Here is a 21,823-nt window from a genome sequence, read left to right on the forward strand (position 1 = left end):
TTGAGATATTATGTTCTGGACCGCGGAGATGAATTGTCCATCCAACTAGCGGAGCAATTTCACAAGCTGGCGGCGGAGCGGAATCTGGAGCTGGATGCCAAGTCTCCGGAAATCGTGATATCGATTGGCGGCGACGGCACTATGCTGCACGCTTTTCATACGTTTATCGACCAGATACCTAATCTGGCTTTTGTCGGTGTGCATACCGGGCATCTGGGCTTCTACGCGGACTGGCAAGCCGAAGAGCTGCCAACCCTGATTGATTATATGTGCGGAGATATAGGCCCGCATAATCCGCGTATGGTACAGTATCCGCTCCTTGAACTGGAAATCCACAAGAAATCCGGTTCCAGCTCGCATATTGCCCTGAACGAATTCACCCTTAAAGGCGTAGACGGTACGGTTGTCATCCAGATTGATATTAATGATGTAAGCTTTGAAATGTTCCGTGGTGACGGTATTTGCATCTCTACCCCCTCCGGCAGCACTGCTTACAACAAAAGCCTGGGCGGCGCCATGGTGCATCCCACGATCGAGGCGCTGCAGATTTCCGAGATTGCTTCGATTAATAACCGGGTATTCCGCACGATGGGGTCACCGCTGCTGCTTCCTAAGCATCATCACTGCGATATTTACTCGCGCAAGGATCAGCGCCTGCTGCTGACCGTGGATCATAACAATATTCCAGTGGATGATCTGATCTCTGTACGTTGCCAGGTGTCCGACAAAAAAATCAGCTTTGCCAGGTACCGCCCTTTCCCTTTCTGGAATCGTGTACGCGAGGCGTTTCTGGTGTAGTGTTTCTGGGGAATAGAAGGATATCTGAACCGAATAACACGTCTGCCTTCACTGCTCTTTAAGCCGGAGATGCCCCGCCTCTCCGGCTTTATCATGCCGCCTGCCCGGAGTCATACTACCTCCTGAGCAGTGTTCATAAGAAATGGACAGAGGGAATTTTCAAATGGTATAATGAACCTATTTTACAAAGATTGCTAATTAAAAGGAGAGAATCAATTGAAAAAACTACTATCTATGATTGGCGTCAGCCTTCTGGCCCTCGTATTGGCCGTTCCCGCTTTCGCAGCAGAAAAACCTATCAAAGTCTACATAAACAACAGCAATCTTACCTTCACCGCCGGAACCCCTTATCTGAAAGATAATACTGTACTGGTGCCTTTCCGGGTAATCTTTGAGAAGCTCGGGCTGCAGGTGCTGTGGGATGCCAAGACAGGAACCGTTACCGGAACAGGTACGGGCCTGAATATCAGCCTTAAAGTCGGCAGCAAACGCGCTACCGTCAACGGTACCGTCAAGCAGCTTACGGTTGCTCCGGTTTCTACAGCAGGTACAACCTACATACCGCTCCGTTTCATAGCTGAAGCCACCGGCGGAACAGCCGCCTGGGATGCCGCCAGCCGGAGCGTGAAAATTACCGTACCGCAATCGTCCTCCAGCGATGAGAAGGATATTACAGCACTCATTCAATTATCCAATAAATATTATAATGAAGAAAAAGCGATCAGCTTCTACTCCTTAGTGGATTCCGAGTCCGACAATATGGAGTCTGTAACGGATATGAATTCCCTGTTCGAGCTGTATGACCTTAAGAACACCATTCAAAGCCTTAAGATCCTGAGTATTGCCGGAAACGAAGCTACTGTATACACCGTCGAAAAATCCGTTAGAACCGGCGGTTATTATATTCCGGATGAGCAGTTCGAATATTTGTACACGCTGGTCCGTAAGGACGGCTCCTGGAAAATCTCCGGAATGGAGGTACAGGAATCCACTGTGCTCCTGACACGTGAACAAGGCATGAAGCAGGCTGTGGTCCCGCAGAGCGACGCCACCGTGATTAAGGACAATCTCAGCAAATATTATCAGAATATGACTACCCAGAATGTTGATGGAACCATGGCACTAATGACCTCTTACGGTGAAGATTATGACGCTGCCAGCGCAGCCGATCTGCAGGATCTTTTCGACTCCTATGATCTTAGCTACTCGCTGACTAATGCGAATATCTACTATTATGCGGCCGATGAAGCTGCGGTCTATACGGAAGTATCCATTAAAGACGGCGAATCGGGAGAGAGCTACACCCAGTCCCTCATCTTTATTCTGACCAAATCAGAAAGCGGCGCATGGACAATTGACGATACTTACCACATTAGCTTTGATAGCTTGTAATCCCAGAATTATAAAATATATCAAAAGGAAGTATGAACTCATGAAACCAGCCAAAATCCTTACTGCAGCCCTCAGCGGCTGCTTGGCTTTATCGATTGCTTGGGCTCCTGCCGCTTCGGCCGCAGATGCTGCTGCTTCTACCGAAGCGGCGCAATCCTCCAAAACGGACATCATCAATGAAATTATGGAGTATCTTGAGTACTACAATGTGGAGGGTATCGATCAGGATACCCTCATCCGCGGTGCAATTGACGGCATGGTAAGTACGCTAGAGGATCCGTACAGCCAATATTTCGATCAGGCGGAAGCTGCTGACTTCGGCCACGCGGTTGATCTGGAATATGTCGGTATCGGCGTAAGGCTCGTATACACGCCCAAAGAACTCTACATTGAAGAAGTGATGAGCGGTTCCCCGGCAGAGAAAGCCGGTCTGAAACGCGGAGACACCATTCTCAAAATCAACGGTGTACGGGTAGATGATACGGCTGGCGATGAACTTGCCGGAGCATCCGGCACGAAGGTAACTCTGCTGATTCAGCGGAACGGGGTTAGCAAATCCTACAGCGTTACCCGCAGTGAAATTACCACATCCTCCGTTACCAGCACAATTATCGGTTCCAAGATTGCCTATATTGCCATCAACGGCTTCACACAGACCGCTGACGAAGAGTTCTCCACAGCGCTGGATAAGATGCGGGCGGCCGGAATGAAGTCACTGGTGCTCGATCTGCGTGACAATACAGGCGGCTACATGGATAGTGCCCAGAACATCGCCGCCAAGTTTATGGATGCCGGTATTATGATGTATACCTCCGACCAGAGCGGAGTCCTGACACCCGTAACAATTACCAATGGCAGCAAAATCGGCGTTCCCGTTGTTGTATTGACCAATGAATACACCGCCAGTGCTTCCGAAGCTTTGACCGGTGCACTCCGCGACAACAAACTGGCTACGATCGTCGGCACCCGTTCTTACGGCAAGGCGCGGATTCAGAGTCTGATTCCGGTGTCAGACGGCGGCGAGCTGAAGCTGACAACAATGAAGTATCTGACTCCAAGTAAAGAGGATTTCAACCATATCGGACTCGCTCCTGATCTTGAGGTCAAGGGCAAAACCGCCCAGCTGATCACCGCTCTGCAAATTGCCGGCCTGACCGGAATCACAGCCTCCGGTGACAATCATATTCTGGATATCAACGGTGCCGCTTTTGCCGGAAATGTCGGTCTGGTCAAGCAGGGCGATAAAGTCTACGCCTCTTCCCGCGCACTGTCCGCTCTTGTAGAGAGTGAAGTATCCTGGGATGCAAAGAACAAGAAGGTGCTGATTACAACCGGAGCCGGCACAAGCTACGGATTCACTCTGGCTTCCAAAGAAGCGCTGTACCAGGATGGCGAAACCTTCATCGAGCTGGGTGCCTTCAAGAAAAAGTTCCCTCTGCTTACATGGAGCTACAATGCCGCCCAGAATCAGCTGAAGTTATCGGTTAAATAATTGGATTTTTGACACTTATTTATTACGTCCTGCATTCTCTGTGGAATCTAAGTGGAATTTATGTCACTTAATTCTGTCCACATCCCCGTTATCCGGCAGGTCGGCCGCAAATAAGTAACGTTTTTCCAACTATTTCGCTGGACATTTGGATTCCGCCATCATTAGATGCACTTTTTCCACTTATCAGTTTCTTCATATCTGCGCAAAGCACTGACAACGAAAGAGTCCCTTCAGCCAGCTGGCTGAAGGGACTCTTTGCTTTATTAGCAGCGCCTAAGCGGCTCTGCGGGGGGAATGCACCGAAACACCGGAGAATACCCGCCCCGGCACAGGCGTTGCCTACGCTTGGCTGTTATTCTGATTCTGGCTGTTTGGGTTATCCTGTTTGTTCTGGTTATTCTGTCTGTTGGGATTGTTCTCTCTATGCTCTCTGTTCTCTTTGTTCTGCTTATGGTTATTCGGGTTGCCTTGATTGCTGCCCTGGTTCCCCTGGTTGCCCTGCTGGCCTCTGCCCTGGAACTCTTTATGGTTCTTCTTGCCCTGACCATCCTTGTTCCGGTGATTCCGGCTCTGGTGCTCACGCACAGGTCTGTCTTTGGCCGCATGTTCCCGGCTGGAACCTCCTGCGTGATCCTTGTCGCGGTTAGAAGCTGCCTGGTTCCCTCCCTTGGAAGGGGATTCGCGGTGATCTTTCACATTCACTGCCGGCTCGGCAGCCTCCTGCTCCAGTTCTTCCTCCGTACCCGGTTCAGGAACTTCCTTAATCAGAATATCCTTGAAGGTTCCCTCCTGCGGAGCTTCCTTCAGCTTGTGCAGCACAAAGTACGCGCAACCGAAATTGCAGTATTCATTAATATAATCCACCATGCCTGAAATAGCCGTGTCCCGGTTCACCTTGGGGTGATTATCCCGGTAAAAGCCTTTGAGGCGCAATTGGCTGTAACCCCAGTCGCCGATAATATAATCGTAGCGGTCCAGCACCTCGCTGTATCTTCCGCGAAATGCTTCCGGGTTCCAGCCGTCCTTATGATCGAGCATGAGCTCGTAGCCTTTTCCACCTATAACGATCAAGCGTGTGTCGCCTGCCTTTCTATGAGGGTTGGGGGCGTTGATAAGCCGTCATTCCATGACTCCATCAACGCGGAGGGGTGGTGTAACCGCACACCCCAGGACCTCGCCGCTAACGCGCCATCGGTCCTTTCCCCTTCTTTAACAACTGAAACCTTAAGGCTAAAGCTTAAATTCAATTTAAAGCTAAAAATCTTTAAAAGCAAAAAACTAAAACCTATCCCCTGTGACTCCGTCACGAGGCAAATTTGCACAGCAAATTTTTGTAAAGATTACATTATGGAATGCACACAAGATTAAGCACAAGATAGACCAAAGACCCACTTAAGCCTGGGAAACGGAACGCGCCTCACGCGCAACCGCAGCAGACTTCACCTGATCATGCGCATGATAGGAGCTGCGCACCAGCGGGCCTGCCTCCACATGGCTGAAGCCGCGCTTCATTCCCTCTTCCTTCAGCATAGCGAATTCTTCCGGTGGATAATATTTCTCCACGTTCAGATGCTTCGGCGACGGCTGGAGGTATTGCCCTAATGTCAATATATCACAATCTACAGCTCTCAGGTCATCCATCGCCTGCAGAATTTCGTCCCACTCCTCGCCGACCCCAAGCATAATGCTCGATTTCGTTGGAATATCCGGCTTAATCTCCTTCGCACGGCGCAGCAGCTCCAGAGAACGGCGGTATTTGGCTCTGGCCCGGACACGGTCCGACATGCGCTCTACGGTCTCGATGTTGTGATTCAGAATATCCGGATTGCTGTTCATCACAATCTCCAGACTCCCGCGGTCTCCCAGGAAATCGGGAATCAGCACCTCTACGCTGCATAGAGGAAGACGCTTACGGATAGCGGCCACAGTCTCGGCAAAAATCTGCGCCCCCCCATCCTTAAGGTCATCGCGGGCCACGCTGGTAACCACGCAATGCTTAAGCATCATCCCTTCTGCCGCTTCGGCAACACGTTCGGGCTCGAGCAGATCGAGTTCAGTAGGCAAACCTGTATTTACAGCGCAGAAACGGCAAGCCCGTGTGCAAATATCACCCAGAATCATAAAGGTTGCGGTACGGTTAGCCCAGCATTCATAAATATTCGGACAACGCGCTTCTTCACATACGGTATGTAACGTCTTGGAACGCATCATGCCCTTGATTTCCTGATAATCTTCACCGGTAGTTAACTTGATTTTGATCCAGTCTGGCTTGGGTTGTTTGGCTGTTCTATTAGTCAAAATGATGAGACCCCGCTTTCGATCTGAATGTCAGTTTCATAGTTAAAAGTTGCTGCCTCATATTATAGCATGTGCAATAGCCATTTGCCTGTTTTTGTGAACCTTTGGGAGGTAACGGATAAAAATAACGCTTTTGCTTCAATCTAAAGAAAAGCACCTGCAAGGTGCCATTTCATGAGGATGTATAGGTTACTAAGCGTCCGGACCACAGGAGGTTGAGATTATGCCGGCCCTATTTAGAAGCTGTAACACCCGGAGAACCCTATTATGCATGTCTGCAGCCGCCTTGCTCTGGGGCAGCAGTCCTGCCGTGAGTGTCCAGGCTGCCCGTTATTATAAACTGCCGGAGCTGACAACGACAACAAACAGCCCTACAGCTAAAGACAGCAAAGAAACCGCAGCCGCTGCCCGCAAAGGGCTCTACGAACAGATGAGTGCAGCAACCGGAATTCCCTGGTTCCGTTTCGCTGCGATTGACCAATATGAACGTTCCGTCGCCAAAAAGAAAAAAAGCCCTGCGCCGTCAGAAGCGGACTCCGCAGAAGCTCCGGCCCGGCTCACCGGTATCTCCATCCCTGCACCCGTATGGTCCGGACCACTGAATCCCGACCAGGAGGATAAGTTCCCGGAGTCGATCACCCTCTTCGGCGGCTTCGGCCGTGACGGCACAGGAGATGGCATTGCCGATCCCGGGAATGATGTGGATGTGCTCTATAGCATGGCAGAGCATTTGCTTAAGTACGGCAGATCGGCCAGCGACTTCAGCATCGGCGTCTGGGAATATTACCATAACGGCCGTGCGGCTCAGCGGGTGGCCCAGTTCGCCAAGCTGTATGAGCATTTCGGGCGGCTTGATTTGTCAGGCAGTGCATTCCCCCTGCCGATCGGCACAAACTATGCCTACCGCAGCACCTGGGGAACGGGCCGGAGCTGGGGAGGAGCACGCATCCACGAAGGGACAGATTTGTTCGCGCCGCATGGCTTGACCGTCCGCAGCACCTGCTTCGGAGTGGTGGAGACCAAGGGCTGGAACCGCTACGGCGGCTGGAGGATCGGCATTCGGGATATCGAGAACCGCTACCATTATTATGCTCATCTGATGGGTTATGAGAAGTCCCTATCGCGCGGAGATATTGTCATACCGGGCCAGACGATCGGCTGGGTTGGCAGCTCCGGCTACGGCAGCCCGGGCACCCAGGGCAAATTTCCGCCCCATCTGCATTACGGGATCTACCGTGACCGCGGAATTACCGAATGGGCTTTCGATCCTTACCCGCTGCTCAAGCAATGGGAGAACCAGGAATACCGGCAGCTGAAAAAAAACAAAAACAAAAAGTAAGCCTCTGTTTCATCTAAAACTTCAGGTTAATGCAGCATCAGGCAGCCAAATGGTTCAATCTCCACAAGAACCCGCTTGTCCGCGCGGATGGTAAGGCCGCTTAACAGATCAGTCAGCACATTTTTGTCCGAACGGTAATTGCACAGCTCAAGCTGATAAGCATTGGGAGAATTGTTAATGATGAGCCCCATCCGGTCCTGTTCACTGCGCCGTACATAGCCCAGGACATTGCGCGGTTCATCTGTAAACCACGGGCGGAATCCGCCTGTGCGCAGCACCTCATGTTCTTTTCTCAGGGAGATCAGCTGTTTGTACCATTCCTGTAATGAAATATTCTGCTCCTGGGCTTCCCAGACCATCGGCTGCCGGCAGTGAGGGTCTGTAGCTCCTTCCATTCCGACTTCATCGCCGTAATAAATCATAGGCAGGCCTATATAGGTCATCTGGAAGAATACAGCCAGCTTCATCCGGCTTAAGCTTGTGGCCTCACGGTCCCAGCCCCGGCCTCCCAGCTTGCAGGCGGTCAGAAAACGCAGCGTATCATGACTGCCCAGCAGCTGGAACATAGCTGAATTGGCCTGATCGTTGTAGAGGGCTTCCTGGTGCAACAGCTGCTCCATGAAGCGGACCGGTCCTGCAGATTGCGCGGCAAAAAACTCCAGCACCGCATCCCGCAGCACGTAGTTCATCCCGCCGTCGAACTGGTCTCCCCGGAGCCATGGTCCGGAAGCATGCATAATCTCACCAATCAGCAGGAGCTCGGGGAACTCGGCCTTCAGCTCCCTCCGGAACCTCGGCCAAAAGGCCGGGGTCACTTCATTGGCCACATCCAGCCTCCAGCCGTCGATTCCAGCCTCCCGTACCCAATACTTGGCTACCTCCATCATATAATCGGCTACTTCCGGATGATCCATATTCAGCTTCGGCATGCTGGCTTCCGCTTTGGCAAAGGTCTCATAACCCGGAACCGGCGCCTTGCTCACAGGGTAGGAATGAATGTAGAACCAGTCTTTATACGGCGATGCCTCCCCCCGTTCCAATACATCTTTGAAGGCAAAGAAAGTATCCCCGGCATGGTTAAACACCGCATCCAGCAGAACCTTCATCCCATGGCGGTGTGCTGTATCGACCAGCATCTTCAGATCCTCCAATGTACCAAAGCCCGGGTCCACCCTGTAATAATCCGATGTATTGTATTTATGCTCAGAAGGCGACTCGAAGATCGGAGTCATATAGATGGCGGTCACACCCAAGTTGTGCAAATAGGAGATTTTGTCTGCGATGCCTTGTAACGTCCCCTTGTTGTAGCTGCTGGGATAGATCTGGTAAACAACCGCCTCTGTACTCCAGGAAGGCAGCAGGGTTGCCTGCGGACGGTGAATATAAGCATATTGAAAAGCCCCTGCCTGCTCCCGGTTCTCCGACATCCCCCTCTCTCCATACCATACATACTCCCCTGCGGGATTCTTGATATGGAACTGATACCGGCATTTACCGGTTCCGGTCCGGAGTACCGCCTCATGAATGTCATATGCCCCGGCAGATCCGATCCGCTCCATCTCTTGCGGGAGCTCGCTGCCCGGTGAATCATAACGGTCGGAGTGGACAACGGTACAGCTGAGTGACTGTCCGCTCTGCACAAATAACCGCAATTTCAGGGTGCCGGAACCTACAGGGTAAGCGAAGGGGTCCTCGGCCGTATGGTACAAAAACAAACGTTTGGGCATTAGGGTCAGTCTCCTTTGGTGCTGCATAGAGTAGCTTGCACAATCTGTGTTATTATGGCAGGTAGAACGAGTTTTGTTGTCATGGAAGTACAAATACCGTTATGACCGAGAGGGATCGCTATGAAAGTTACGATTAAGGATATTGCCCAGGCGGCAGGGGTTGCCAAATCCACCGTATCCAAGGTAATGAATGACTCTCCCAAAATATCCGAGGAAACGAAAACCCGCGTCAGAGATATCATTAAACAGATGAACTATACCCCCAGCAGCATCGCTACCGGACTGGCCAGACAAAGCAGTAATACGGTCGCAATCCTGATCGATATGTCCAAGGAAAGCGAATTTCTGAATCAGTTCTTTTATAACATTATCGGCGGGGTGGAGAGCATCATCGGACCCCTGAAATATGAGCTGACCATTGCCAACATTCAGCATGATCATGCTGAGGGACATTTCCTGCATAGACTGGTGCTGAATAAGCGGGTGGACGGTATCATTGCCAACACCTCGGTGCTGACTCCTGAGCTATGCGCAGAGCTTAACAGGCTGGAGTTCCCCTACATCTCGATCGGAGAAATTAATCCTCCAGGAACCTGGGTCGATTGTGACAATGAGCTGGGAGGAACTGTGCTGACTAAGCATCTGCTGGAGCAGGGGTATTCCTCTGTTGCTTTTATTGGCGGTGAGCAGAACGAGCCTCTGTTCCTGCGCCGTATCGCCGGATATACGGCCACGCTGCGGCAGGCGGGACTTCCGGTGCGCAGCGACCGGATTATCAACGGCAGAGCTGCCGAGGAGGATGGCTACGCTGCGGCAATGCAGCTGCTGCAAAACCCGGAACCGCCTGACGCAATCGTCTGCATGAGTAACTTCTCTGCGTTTGGAGTGCTCCAGGCTGCCCGGGAACTGAAGATTCAGATTCCAGAGCAGCTGGGTATCGCCACATTCGATGAATACCCGCTGTCCCCCTATACCACACCTCCGCTCACTTCACTCAATATGGATACCTTCCAGCTGGGGGCCTCCGCGGGACGGTTATTAATGGACAAACTTGGCACCACGGCCACTCCCGTGAGCGGACAGCTGCTGGAGCCAGTGCTGATTCCAAGGTTGTCTTCCTTGCGCAGCCGTAAGTAGTCTGCGGACTGAATAGATTAAATGAAGCAATTCGTCCGAATGAATAACCCGGACTGAACTTGGCTGGGCTATATCAGCCCCATTCGAGGGAAACCGGTTTCCTTAAATTGAAATTAACACGCGCTATAGGCAATGTCAATGTGAAATCATACAACAGGCCCGCATACCGAAGAGCCCCTTCCACCAAAATTTGTGAAAGAGGCTCTTCGGCTTGTCTATGTGCTTACCCTGAATTAATTTCCCGAGCTGCGGATAAACTGCAGCACTTCATTCATCATCGCCGGGCTCTCCTCGCTGTGGCAGACCATATGCCCGCTCTTTTCCATAATCAGCACCTGCTTGCGGCCGGAGGGAATGGTCTGCTCCAGATAGCCTGCAGATTTGAATTTCACCAGATGATCCCGCTTCCCCTGAACAATCAAGGTTGGCAGATCCATCTGCGGATAGATTTCAAAGCTCTCCCGGACCAGCCGCTGGAATTCTCTTGTGGCCTTTGCGGGAGTGGAGCCCCATTTACGGATGTAATTCCTGATCATCGCCGGCTGCCCCAGTGTCCGCAGGATCTGGACCGGATTCAGCGGAAATACAGGGGTGGACAGCAAGGTCAGTGATTTGATCCTGGCCCTGTATTGAACCGAAAGATGCGAAGCAATCAGCGCACCCGTAGAAAAACCGATCAGATGCACTCCCTCTGACCGGGTCAGCAATGTATTCAGCTCATCCTCGGCGCTCTGCCGCCAACCCTGGCGGTCCGACTGGAGCAGATCGCTCCGGCTGCCTCCGTGACCTTGTAATGTAAACGTTCTGGACAGGCAATCATGCGCTCCGAGAATCTGGGACAATGGAGCAATCTCATATTCGCCTCCGGTGAAGCCGTGTATAAACAGGCAGCTATCCATCATTCATCCTCATTTCGCACCTTGTTAATATCCATTTATAGAAAAATAAACCTTAACTGAACTGAAGTCAAGGTCTACTCCCCGGTTCCTGCTATGGACAGACAACAAACAACGGCTATCTCTCCCACCAGGTCAGACTCAGCGCGGAGATAATGGTCCCGACGGCAGCACTTGATGAGGTTACATTGATGCTGAGTGCATTATTAGGAGGAACGATGATACTTCCGGTAAAAGCCGGAGTAAATACTCCCGGTGCTAATTGATAAGTGGCTAACACGCTTCCCCCGGTGATTGCCGCGGTTGAGGACTGAACCGTCATGGCACTGGCCGCCGAGCTGGCCAGATTATTATTCACCGGAGTTACCGTGGCAGGCGAAGTGATCGTGCCTCCTCTAACAATGGTAAATGTTCCCGAGATGGAGGTCAGCAGCGATGTCCCGCCGATACTGCCGCTTACGCGGGATAAATACAAGGTTCTGCCGCTGCCAGCCGGATTATTAATGCGCACTGTAATGATGGCAGAAGCCAGTCCCAGTACGATGGTTGCTGAGTTCGATGCATTCGCCGAGAATAAAACGGCAGACTGGGAAGCGCTTATCTCGGGCGGTGCGCTAATGTCCGGTGCCCGGAAAGTATTCGTCATCTCTACATAGACCGGCTGGTCATTGTCATTAATTACATAATTATTAGGCATGATCCGCTCCCTCCCCTCATGATTCTAATTCTCCCACCAGCTGATGTTGCCGGTAGCCGCCGTACTGCCCGAAGCAATCGTAATGTTTATCGTAAGCGAGTTGCCGGGGGGCAGAATAATTCTTCCGTCTAAATCAAGAATCACCGGACCTGTGGCCAGCAGCAGCGACATTATCGTTGCCGGACTTCCGGTGGGTGCTGCGGTTGCTGTCCGTGCAGTCGTCACACTGGTGACCGCGCTGCCGAAGTTATAGTTAACCGGGGTTACGATAGACCCTCCGACAGTTGCATTGCGCAGCAGTGTTAAGGTTACCGCTGCTGTTCCGGTGCTGGCGATTACGCGCGAAATATACACCGTACGTCCGCTGCCGCCCGGATTGGATACCTGCATCACAAGCGGAGCTGCAGTAGTAACTGTGGAAGCAAAGGAATATCCAAACAATAAACCAGACATGGCGGCTCCCGCCTCAGGCAGGGTATCAATACCGGGAGCAATATAGGTGTTGACCTGCTCTGTATACAGCGGCTGACTGTTCTGGTTGAATACAGCATCATTGGGCATAGCTTTACCCTCCCTCGTTCTAGCATATTCTCATAGTATGCAAGGAAGTCTGGCAGGTTGTTCGGCAATATGCGTATTTTCACCCCCGCAACCCAGTCATCCTCTTAAATTCTCCATATAGTAATATCACACCATTCGAATGGTCCTATTTTGACGTACAGGCTTCACCCTGTTCCACCCGGCAGCTTATACATGCTTGAGGCCCAGACGACGGTTTGGGTCTTTTCATGAGCAGGCTGACGATATCAATTCTATGAAGAAAGGATGAATAACTTTGCCGAATTTCAGTTCATTTCAAGCCAACCCGGACAATCTGCGCACGCTTATTTTCGGCCGGGACCCCTCGACCCTGATCGACCGCCCACTGACGACGGATGCCAGCGGAAACCTGACCACCGTTATCTTGAACGGGACCATCTCCAGCGTGCTCGGCGCTACGATTACCGCCGGTACATTAACATCTGCCGGTACGGTTACTAACATCCTCGCGGGTACAATTACCAGCGTGCTCGGCGCAACGATTACTGCCGGTACATTAACATCAGCCGGTACAGTCACCAACATCCTCGCGGGTACGATTACCAGCGTACTCGGCGCTACGATTACTGCCGGTACATTAACATCAGCCGGTACGGTTACCAACATTCTGAACGGTACGATCACTAGCGTGCTTGGCGCTACAATTACTGCTGGTACATTGTCATCTGCTGGTACAGTTACCAACCTGCTCGATGGTACAATCACCAGCGTGCTCGGGGCTACAATTACTGCTGGTACATTGTCATCCGCCGGTACGGTTACCAACATTCTGAACGGTACGATTACTAGCGTGCTTGGGGCTACGATTACTGCCGGTACATTGTCGTCGGCTGGTACGGTTACCAACCTGCTTGATGGTACGATTACTAGCGTGCTTGGGGCTACGATTACTGCCGGTACATTGTCGTCGGCTGGTACAGTTACTAACCTGCTCGATGGTACGATCACTAGCGTGCTTGGCGCTACGATTACTGCCGGTACATTGACTTCGGCTGGTACAGTTACTAACCTGCTCGATGGTACGATCACTAGCGTGCTTGGGGCTACGATTACTGCCGGTACATTGTCGTCGGCTGGTACGGTTACCAACCTGCTTGATGGTACGATTACTAGCGTGCTTGGGGCTACGATTACTGCCGGTACATTATCTTCGGCTGGTACGGTTACTAATATCCTCGCCGGTACGATCACTAGCGTGCTTGGCGCTACGATTACTGCTGGTACGTTAACATCCGCTGGTACGATCACTAACATCCTGGACGGTACGATTACTAGCGTGCTTGGTGCGACGATTACTGCCGGTACATTATCATCCGCTGGTACGGTTACTAACCTGCTCGATGGTACAATCACCAGCGTGCTCGGCGCTACGATTACTGCTGGTACGTTAACTAATCTGCTAGATGGTACGATCACCAGCGTGCTTGGCGCTACGATTACTGCCGGTACACTGTCATCCGCCGGTACGGTCACCAACATCCTCGCAGGTACGATTACTAGCGTGCTCGGCGCTACGATTACTGCCGGTACATTGTCTTCAGCTGGTACGATCACCAACATCCTGGAAGGTACGATTACTAGCGTGCTCGGGGCTACGATTACTGCCGGTACATTATCATCCGCCGGTACGGTTACCAACATCCTCGCGGGTACAATTACTAGCGTGCTCGGCGCTACGATTACTGCTGGTACATTATCTTCGGCTGGTACGGTTACTAATATCCTCGCCGGTACGATCACCAGCGTGCTTGGCGCTACTATTACTGCTGGTACATTATCATCAGCTGGTACAGTTACCAACCTGCTCGATGGTACGATCACCAGCGTGCTCGGCGCTACGATTACTGCCGGTACATTATCATCCGCCGGTACGGTTACCAACATCCTCGCCGGTACGATCACCAGCGTGCTTGGCGCTACGATTACTGCCGGTACATTATCTTCGGCTGGTACGGTTACTAACATCCTCGCCGGTACAATCACCAGCGTGCTCGGGGCTACGATTACTGCCGGTACGCTGAGCAGCGTAACCTCGATTTCACAACGCAGCTTTATTGAGCTGGCTACAACCGGAATCGCAACTTCAGATACCTACACGCCTTTGCCGGCCAATACTACCAGTGTACTGGGCACCTATTCTTACTTCATTGTGAATACGGGAGCCAATCCAATAAATACACGTGTTGAGATCAGCGCGGACGGAACCAACTATTTCGTGGATACTACAGGCGACAATCCGTTGCCGGCCGGTTCGGTTGACGTCATCGTGCCTGCACGGTTCCTGAAATACACCCGCCTCTCCTATCAATCCTCCACGCCGGGTGCAGCTTCTACGCTAAATGTCATTTTTGATGCACAAGGAACGTAAACGTAATACCCGTCATATGATGCAGAAGCAAAGAGTGCATGGTTATCCATGTACTCTTTCCTGTGCAGCATTCTGCATTTACATAAGACGGTAATGTGTGATCCTGTGCCTCAATCGGCAGTAAACAGCCCCCGAATGATATATGGTCCGCCAAGGAGGAACAATCGTGAATAAACCTGCCAAACCTACTCTTGGAGTGCAGCTGATTGTCAAAAATGAAGCCGAGCTCCTGCCCCGCTGTCTAGCCAGTCTGGATGGTGCTGATGAAATTATAGTTACCGATACCGGCTCGTCAGATCAATCAGTGGAGATCGCCCGGGCTTATGGGGCTGCGGTGTATGAAGTCCAGTGGAGCAATAATTTCTCAGCAGCACGCAATACAGGATTGTCTAACGCGAATACCGACTGGATACTGGTGCTGGATGCGGATGAAATACTGCAGACTTCCATAGAGTCAATTAAAGATATCCTGCAAGACAGCACAGCCGAAGCTTATACAGTACGCATAGAGAACTGGCTGGGGAGTAATCCGGAGGACCGTCTGTATCATAGCAATGTGCGGTTATTCCGCAATGGACAGGGCTACCTTTTCAGCGGAAGAATTCATGAAAGTGTAGATTCCTCTATTCTAAAATCGCATGGAGCAGCCGCAATCGGAACCAGCAGCATAGAGATCATTCACCTCGGCTACCTGCCCTCCATTATGAGCGCCAAAAATAAAACCAGCCGCAACGAACAACTGCTGCGTCTTGCGCTGGAAGAAGAGCCCGACGATGCCTTTTACAGCTACAATCTGGCGGTCACCTGCTGTCAGGACGGGCGGCTGATGGAAGCCGAAGAACTGCTGCTCCATACGCTTGGCCATGCTCCGCTTCAGGTCTCCTACCGTCCGTCCATGATCCGAGATCTGTGCAAAATCTACCTGGCCACCGGTAAAGTAAAAGCGCTCGACAGCCTCCTGACACGTGAACTTATGCGCTATGGCGATTATCCCGACTTACATTACATTCAGGGACAGTCCTGGGAGAGCCAGGGGCTTCCTGATCGTGCTTATCAATCTTACCAGCATGCAGTGGACACTTCCTCCGCCCCTGCTCCGCGCAGAGCTTATGTCAGCGAACAAGGCATGGACAGCTTCCGCCCGCTGCACCGTATGGGGGTTATCTCACAGCAGCTTGGCAAGCAGGAGGAGGCCGCCCGTTTGTTCCACCGTTCACTGCAGCATCATTCCCTGTATCTGCCGGCTCTGCAGGGTATTGCTTCTGCCTTCCAGCAGCTGAAGGTGCCGGATGAAGACATCGCCGGGCTGCTAATACAGCTTGCCGGTACCGGACAGAGCGCAGCAAGAGCTGCGATTATCAGCACTTTATATGAGCTTGGCGCTTATAAGGCCATTGCTGAGCAGCCGCCTGAGCTTTTTCCGCTGGAAGCAGATACTGTGCTGCTCATCTTGTCTTCCTGGATCAGCACCGGGAAATACCACGCGTTCAGTAAGACTGCCGCCAAGCTGCGGGCACAATCCTTACAGCTGTCTCCCGGGGGATTGAATACAGAGACTATGCGGCAGCTATGGCTCCTTGAGGCTGTGTGTACGTGGGAGCTTGGCGAAGCGCTGCAGCAGGAGAAATGGCTGCAATCGCCTGCGGAGCTGCGCTCCGGATTGCTTTTTATCGATACCCAATTATCGTCTGAAGCAGTCCTCCCGCAAGCAGCCGTTGCTGATTCCGTCCACTCTCCGCTTATTCACGAAGTAATCCGGCTCGCCGTGAAGCTGGAGCTTGTCACGCTGGGTAAGCAGCTTGTTGATCGGTTTCCCGCTCATACAGGCGATCTGGCGGAGGTGCTCTATGAAGAAGGCTGGCGGGCGGAGGCGGGGGAGCTGTTCATCCGTCTGGTCAGCAGCAAAGAAGCGCGGGGATCGACGCTGCGGTATCTCGGAGAGATGCTGGCGGATAAAGGGCATTATGCCGAAGCAGCGGGCTGGTACCGGCTTTCGCTCGAAGACTCTCCCGGGAATGAGGCTGTTTTGGCGGGATTGTCGCTCTGTTATCTGCATTTGGCGGAGCAGGGTCTCGGGGAAGTTGCGAACAGCTTCAAGGGGGAACATGCCCACGGGCCTCTTCAGGAGGATCGGGCAGCGATTGCCCATTCCATCACAGTGCTAAACCGTACGCCCTGGCATACGGTGTGGAACTACAAACAGCGGCAGAGAGGGGCAGACCTGAGCTTATGAAAAAAACACCGCGCAAACCGCTGATCTCCTTGTGCATGATCGTCAAAAATGAAGCCGACACCCTGGCCCGCTGTCTGCAGAGTGTCCGCGGCGTTGCGGATGAAATCATAGTTGTGGATACAGGCTCAACCGACTCCACGGTCTCTATCGCCCGCAGCTTTGGTGCCCGGATCATCCCGTTCACCTGGAACGGGGATTTCGCGTCCGCACGCAATGCCGGTCTGGCCGTGGCGCAGGGAACCTGGATTCTGGTGCTGGATGCGGATGAAGAACTGGAGCCCGGGAGTAAAAAAGAATTGCTGGTGTGCGCGGAGCATACGGAGTATGAAGCGTTTTTTGTGCGGATTCATAACCACAAGGGGACGGACCGCGCTTCGCAGACCATTACGGTCAATCCGATCCTCCGCATGTTTAAGCGCCGCGTGAACTATCGTTTCAGCGGAATTATTCATGAGCAGATTGCCGCTGTGATTGTGCAGGAAACCCCGGCCGCCGCGATGCATATGAGCACCGTCGTTGTTCATCATTACGGCTACGCCGACGGGGTTGTGGAGAAAAAAGATAAAATCAGCCGCAATATCGGGCTGCTTAAGGAACAGCTGAAGCTGAATCCCGGGGATGCTTTTCATCATTTCAATATGGCAGTTGAATATATGCGTCTGGGAGATTACGGGCATGCCCTGGAGCATATCCAGACCTCGCTGGACCTTGTGGAGCCGGATACGAGCTATATTCATCTGCTGTATAAATACGAAATCCGCTGCCGGGCTGTAACAGGCGATCTCCCGGGTGCGCTGGAGGCTTGTGAACGGGGGCTTGCACTCTTCCCGGACTATCCCGATCTTCACCATATTAAAGGGGCTTTGCTGCTGCAGGTGTCGGCTTTTGCCGAGGCCAAAGCTGCACTGGGCCGGGCGCTGGACATCGGAGTTTCACCTCCCGCCTACCATACCGAATCCGGTCTAGGCACTTACCTTACCCGGACTCTTCTGGGGCAGGTATGCCAGCAGATCGGTGAGGATAATGAAGCGATAGCCTGCTTCACCAGGGCGGCCCAGCTCCATCCGGAGCCCTTGCCGCTGGTCACCCGGCTGGTGCGGCTCTTCAAATGCGCCGGCCGTGAGCTTGAGCTCAAGGGCTGGCTGGCCGAGCATTTGCCCGCCATCCTGGCGGAGCAGCGCCAGGAGCTTGTGCGGCTGCTGGTAACGGACGGTTGTTATGCGGCAGCGGCTGATGTGTTGGGCGGCGGAGTGGGTGAGGGTGTTGCAGGGGAGCGGAGTGCGGGGGAACGAGTCATGCGGGAGTTTGGTGTGGGAGAGCTTGGTGAAGAGGAACAGGTCGTGCGGGAGTTTCGTGCGGGAGAGCTTGCTGCGGAGGAACAGGTCGTGCGGGAGTTTGGTGAGCGGAAGCTTGCTGCGGGGGAAACAGTTGCGCGGGAGCGTGGTGAGGGAGAGCTTGCTGCGGGGGAAACAGTTGCGCGGGAGCGTGGTGAGGGAGAGCTTGCTGCGGGGGAAACAGTTGCGCGGGAGCGTGGTGAGGGAGAGCTTGCTGCGGGGGAAACAGTTGCGCGGGAGCGTGGTGAGGGAGAGCTTGCTGCGGGGGAAACAGTTGCGCGGGAGCGGGCTGCAAATAAGCGTAGTTCGGGGGCACATGCTGAGAATGGGCATGATTACGCTGGAGAACCGGAGGCAGCATCTTCCGATTCGCTGTTTCTGCTGCTTCAGCGGGCGGAGGCCATTCCCGCAGCAGAGCTGAAGCACGGCGATATCGCAGCGCTGCTTCAGCATCCTGCAATTGCCCGGACAACGCCCGCCACCGAATCTGCGGCCTCAGCTGTACAGCCCTGGATATCCCTGGCTGACAAGTTACTGGCTACGCTGGAGGCTTCATCCGTCTTTTCGCCGGCAGCCGCAAGAGCACGCCTCGCACTTCCGCTTCCCAGACCCGCCGATTAGGAAGGAGCTTCTGACTATGCTTATTCCAGGGCTATCGCTCTGCATGATTGTTAAGAACGAGGCGCAGCATCTGGAGAAATGTCTGCTGTCCGTGCAGGGATTGGTCTCCGAGATCATCATTGCCGATACAGGCTCCAGTGACGAGAGCATCGACATCGCCCGCAGGTTCGGTGCCCGGATCATTGAGCTTCCCTGGGAGCATGATTTCTCCAAGGCCCGTAACCTCACATTGCGGCTGGCCTCCTGTACATGGATTCTGGTGCTGGATGCGGATGAAGCCCTCACAGACTGGAGGCCGGAAGAGGTGGAGCGGCTGCTGGAAACGCAGAGTGCTGACGGTTACTTCCTGCCTTTTATCCACTATGTAGGTGAGTTCTCCGAAGGAGATTATGTTACGGACAATGTGTGCCGGCTGTTCCGCAATGATGAACGCATCCTGTTTCGCGGCAGCATTCATGAAGAGGTAGCCTCCAGTATCTGGAGCCTTCCGGGAGGAAATATCGCATACACAGCTCTGCCGGTGCATCACTATGGATATCTGGATGGAGAGCTGCAGCGCAAGCATAAAACCAGCCGCAATCTGGAGCTGATCCACTCCGCTCTGAAGCTTGAACCCCACAGCATTCATCTGCGGTACGCACTGGGTACGGAGCATTACCAGCAGGGAAACTACAATGCTGCGGCGGAGGTTTTCCTGCCGCTGCTGGAAGAAGTTCCGGCTGACTCCGGGTATACCGCTGACCTTTACCTCAAAACAGCCTTCGCTCTAGAAGCCGGAGGACGCCCGGAAGAGGCGCAGTCTGTCTATGAGGCTGGGAGCATTCTGTATCCAGATTTCACGGATCTGCTGGAGAGCTATGCCGGGCTACTGCTTGAGCAAGGGGAGTTATGGCTAGCTTACGATCTGCTTCAGCGGGCACTGGACAGCGGCGATACTGCGTATAAATATCCGTCCTCCTCCGGCAGCGGCACAAGCCGGACCCGCCTGTTCACCGGACAGGTCTGCGAGCGGCTGTTTCTATATGAGGAGGCACTGGACCATTACAGGCAGGCTCTCGGCTACACCCCTGACTATTCCGCCGCCTGGGAACAGCTGGCACCACTGTGCCTGCTGTCCGGACAAGAGGAGCAGCTGACAGCCATCACCCGTCAGCTGCTCCCTGCCTTGCCCCAGAGAGTGCTGGGCAGGCTGGTGCCTGCCGCACTCAATGCCCGCGCCGCCGAATGGCTGGCGGCGCTCAGCGCAGCACCGCATCTGCCGGAAGCCATCCGGCAGGTTCTGCAGGTGCTGCTGGGTACGCTGTTCCGGGACCCGGAACAGCCCTCTACCGCATCCGTCCGGCTGGAACGGATGCTGCGGGATGAGCCGGATCAGCCTTGGATATCCGGCTATCTGTGGGCCTTGTCCTGCCGCAGCGGAGGGCCCGCTGCAGCAGGACAGTGGCTGGAGCGCCTGGCCCGGAACAGGCCAGGCATTGCTGCTATGCACCGCTGGCTCGCGCAGCAGAACGGCGGTGCTCCAGCGCATCTGGCAGAGCGGGAGCCGGATGCGGAACGTCCGGCTGACCAGCCCGCTGACGGTGCCGGAACTGACAGAAGGTTCAAAGGGACCGTTCGGCATCCTGATAGTAGTAATTCCGCCCTCCCGCAGCGCACCGCTGAAGATTACACAGACAGTTCCGTTCCGCCTCCCGGCAGCTCATCACATCCTGAGCTCAGCGCAGATACACCGTTGAGGTTTCCGGATATTTCTTACACCGCACAGCTGCTGGTCCAGGCAGGCGCTTGGGATACTCTGCTGCTGTTATTCAGTCCAATGGCAGCTTCCCGTTTCCAGTGGAGCCGCTTGCCCCAGCCTCTGCTGCACGGGCTGCTGCAAGCGCCTGTTCCAGTTAAGGAGCAGTGGTGCGCAATGTATACCGGGCAAGCTCATTTCTACAGCTCGCCCGGCGATGCTGCCGAGTGGCTGCTATACGCAGCAATAGCAGATTCCTGCGGGCTGATCCCCCGGCTTGACCCCGCTGACGAACAGGCGCTGCGGCAATCCGGCGGAACTGCAGCAGCCGTGGGCCTCAGCTACTGCCAGCTGCTGCTCGCAGCCGGGGTTCATCCGCAAGGAATGCCTGTCGTTTCCGGCAGCATCCCCTGGCTGCTGCTTGCAAGATCCGCCCTCCAGGCTGAATAATTTCACAGCCCGCAGTTACCAGGAATCCCTTCTGTACTCACATCACTCACAACACTCATAGAACTCACAATTTCCACAACACTCTAATAAAAGGTCTCGTAACACTTCATGAGCCTCAGTAACACTCAGTAACACTCAGTAACACTCAGTAACACTCACCAACACTCACCAACACTCACCAACACTCAACAATACTCAGCAATACTCAGCAATACTCAGCAATACTCAGCAATACTCAGCAATACTCTACACTGGCTGTCCTCAGCTGATTGCAAGACGTACGATAGATAGAAATGCAGATAGTGAGCCGCTTCAATTCATTCTGCTTGCAATTTATACAGCAGAATGGATTCATTTCATCATTTGAGGACAAGCCCAGTAATATTACTCATTTCCCCCTCTCGCCCACTCCTAGCGCAATCAAAGGTATTTCTATCACCTATTCCCCACATCACCCATTTACAGCACAACCAAAGGTATTTTTATCTCCCACCCTCCGCCCGCTGCTCCCAGGGTAACATCAAGAAGTTTGTGTAAAAGCGTGGAACTAACTCCCCCGATTCGATTAGCTGTAAAGTTAGATTAGAAGTTAGATATACATTAGATATACAGTTAGATAGACCCAATTTAGACAACATCCCAGCAATTTACCGGTCAATGGCTGCGGGACGGGTCGAATATGTAAATTACTCCCAGACTAATTTCT

At 53.2% G+C, this 21,823-nt stretch carries 15 protein-coding genes; 9 read left to right on the forward strand and 6 right to left on the reverse strand.

Annotated features, from left to right (window positions below; all coding sequences use genetic code 11):
• The 3 genes from PBOR_RS29085 (at position 1) to PBOR_RS29095 (ending at position 3,682) form a co-directional block, all read left to right on the forward strand.
• Positions 1-798 carry an NAD kinase gene (locus PBOR_RS29085; RefSeq protein ID WP_042217342.1) on the forward strand — a complete coding sequence of 266 codons (798 nt, stop codon included), beginning with the start codon at positions 1-3 and terminating at the stop codon, positions 796-798.
• Between the two features lie 216 nt (positions 799-1,014).
• On the forward strand, positions 1,015-2,190 hold the full coding sequence (locus PBOR_RS35785; protein WP_157764162.1) for a copper amine oxidase N-terminal domain-containing protein: 1,176 nt from the start codon (positions 1,015-1,017) through the stop codon (positions 2,188-2,190).
• 40 nt (positions 2,191-2,230) lie between these two features.
• Complete coding sequence (locus tag PBOR_RS29095) at positions 2,231-3,682, forward strand: S41 family peptidase (RefSeq protein WP_042217343.1); 1,452 nt, start codon at positions 2,231-2,233, stop codon at positions 3,680-3,682.
• Between the two features lie 339 nt (positions 3,683-4,021).
• On the opposite strand, the gene PBOR_RS36485 is transcribed toward PBOR_RS29095, so the two are convergent.
• Together PBOR_RS36485 and lipA are read right to left on the reverse strand one after the other, a co-directional pair.
• Positions 4,022-4,720: a YutD family protein gene (locus PBOR_RS36485; protein WP_042217344.1), complete on the reverse strand. Its 699-nt coding sequence runs from the start codon at positions 4,718-4,720 to the stop codon at positions 4,022-4,024.
• Between the two features lie 354 nt (positions 4,721-5,074).
• Positions 5,075-5,980: a lipoyl synthase gene (gene lipA / locus PBOR_RS29105; protein WP_042217345.1), complete on the reverse strand. Its 906-nt coding sequence runs from the start codon at positions 5,978-5,980 to the stop codon at positions 5,075-5,077.
• A 223-nt stretch (positions 5,981-6,203) separates the two neighbouring features.
• Here lipA and PBOR_RS29110 point away from each other — a divergent pair, with 223 nt between their 5' ends.
• Entirely contained in the window at positions 6,204-7,319 is a 1,116-nt protein-coding gene (locus PBOR_RS29110; RefSeq protein ID WP_042217346.1) for a M23 family metallopeptidase, read from the forward strand.
• Between the two features lie 26 nt (positions 7,320-7,345).
• Here the strand turns inward: PBOR_RS29110 and PBOR_RS29115 are convergent, their stop codons facing one another.
• A complete protein-coding gene (locus PBOR_RS29115; protein ID WP_042217347.1) occupies positions 7,346-9,046 on the reverse strand; it encodes an alpha amylase N-terminal ig-like domain-containing protein in 1,701 nt (566 codons plus the stop codon).
• 120 nt (positions 9,047-9,166) lie between these two features.
• On the opposite strand from PBOR_RS29115, the gene PBOR_RS29120 reads away from it, so the two are divergent.
• Positions 9,167-10,183 (forward strand): LacI family DNA-binding transcriptional regulator, encoded by a 1,017-nt coding sequence (locus PBOR_RS29120; protein WP_042217348.1) that lies wholly within the window; start codon positions 9,167-9,169, stop codon positions 10,181-10,183.
• 233 nt (positions 10,184-10,416) lie between these two features.
• Here PBOR_RS29120 and PBOR_RS29125 read toward each other — a convergent pair whose 3' ends face one another.
• From PBOR_RS29125 to PBOR_RS29135, 3 genes are all read right to left on the reverse strand, one after another.
• Positions 10,417-11,085 (reverse strand): alpha/beta hydrolase, encoded by a 669-nt coding sequence (locus tag PBOR_RS29125; protein ID WP_081972236.1) that lies wholly within the window; start codon positions 11,083-11,085, stop codon positions 10,417-10,419.
• A 112-nt stretch (positions 11,086-11,197) separates the two neighbouring features.
• Positions 11,198-11,776: a hypothetical protein gene (locus tag PBOR_RS29130; protein ID WP_042217350.1), complete on the reverse strand. Its 579-nt coding sequence runs from the start codon at positions 11,774-11,776 to the stop codon at positions 11,198-11,200.
• A 24-nt stretch (positions 11,777-11,800) separates the two neighbouring features.
• Positions 11,801-12,337 (reverse strand): hypothetical protein, encoded by a 537-nt coding sequence (locus PBOR_RS29135; protein ID WP_042217351.1) that lies wholly within the window; start codon positions 12,335-12,337, stop codon positions 11,801-11,803.
• A gap of 274 nt (positions 12,338-12,611) precedes the next feature.
• On the opposite strand from PBOR_RS29135, the gene PBOR_RS38220 reads away from it, so the two are divergent.
• The 4 genes from PBOR_RS38220 to PBOR_RS35805 all read left to right on the forward strand — a co-directional run bounded on the left by PBOR_RS38220 (position 12,612) and on the right by PBOR_RS35805 (position 21,117).
• Positions 12,612-14,744 carry a beta strand repeat-containing protein gene (locus tag PBOR_RS38220; protein ID WP_245647934.1) on the forward strand — a complete coding sequence of 711 codons (2,133 nt, stop codon included), beginning with the start codon at positions 12,612-12,614 and terminating at the stop codon, positions 14,742-14,744.
• Positions 14,745-14,910: 166 nt separating this feature from the next.
• On the forward strand, positions 14,911-16,977 hold the full coding sequence (locus tag PBOR_RS35795) for a glycosyltransferase family 2 protein (RefSeq protein WP_052429687.1): 2,067 nt from the start codon (positions 14,911-14,913) through the stop codon (positions 16,975-16,977).
• Positions 16,974-18,932 carry a tetratricopeptide repeat-containing glycosyltransferase family 2 protein gene (locus tag PBOR_RS35800; protein ID WP_052429688.1) on the forward strand — a complete coding sequence of 653 codons (1,959 nt, stop codon included), beginning with the start codon at positions 16,974-16,976 and terminating at the stop codon, positions 18,930-18,932. Before PBOR_RS35795 ends, PBOR_RS35800 begins: the two co-directional genes overlap by 4 nt.
• A gap of 16 nt (positions 18,933-18,948) precedes the next feature.
• On the forward strand, positions 18,949-21,117 hold the full coding sequence (locus tag PBOR_RS35805) for a glycosyltransferase (protein ID WP_052429689.1): 2,169 nt from the start codon (positions 18,949-18,951) through the stop codon (positions 21,115-21,117).
• The last annotated feature ends 706 nt before the right edge of the window (positions 21,118-21,823 follow it).

It is taken from the genome of Paenibacillus borealis, from assembly GCF_000758665.1.
In the GTDB taxonomy this organism is placed as follows: Bacteria; Bacillota; Bacilli; order Paenibacillales; family Paenibacillaceae; genus Paenibacillus_AQ; species Paenibacillus_AQ borealis.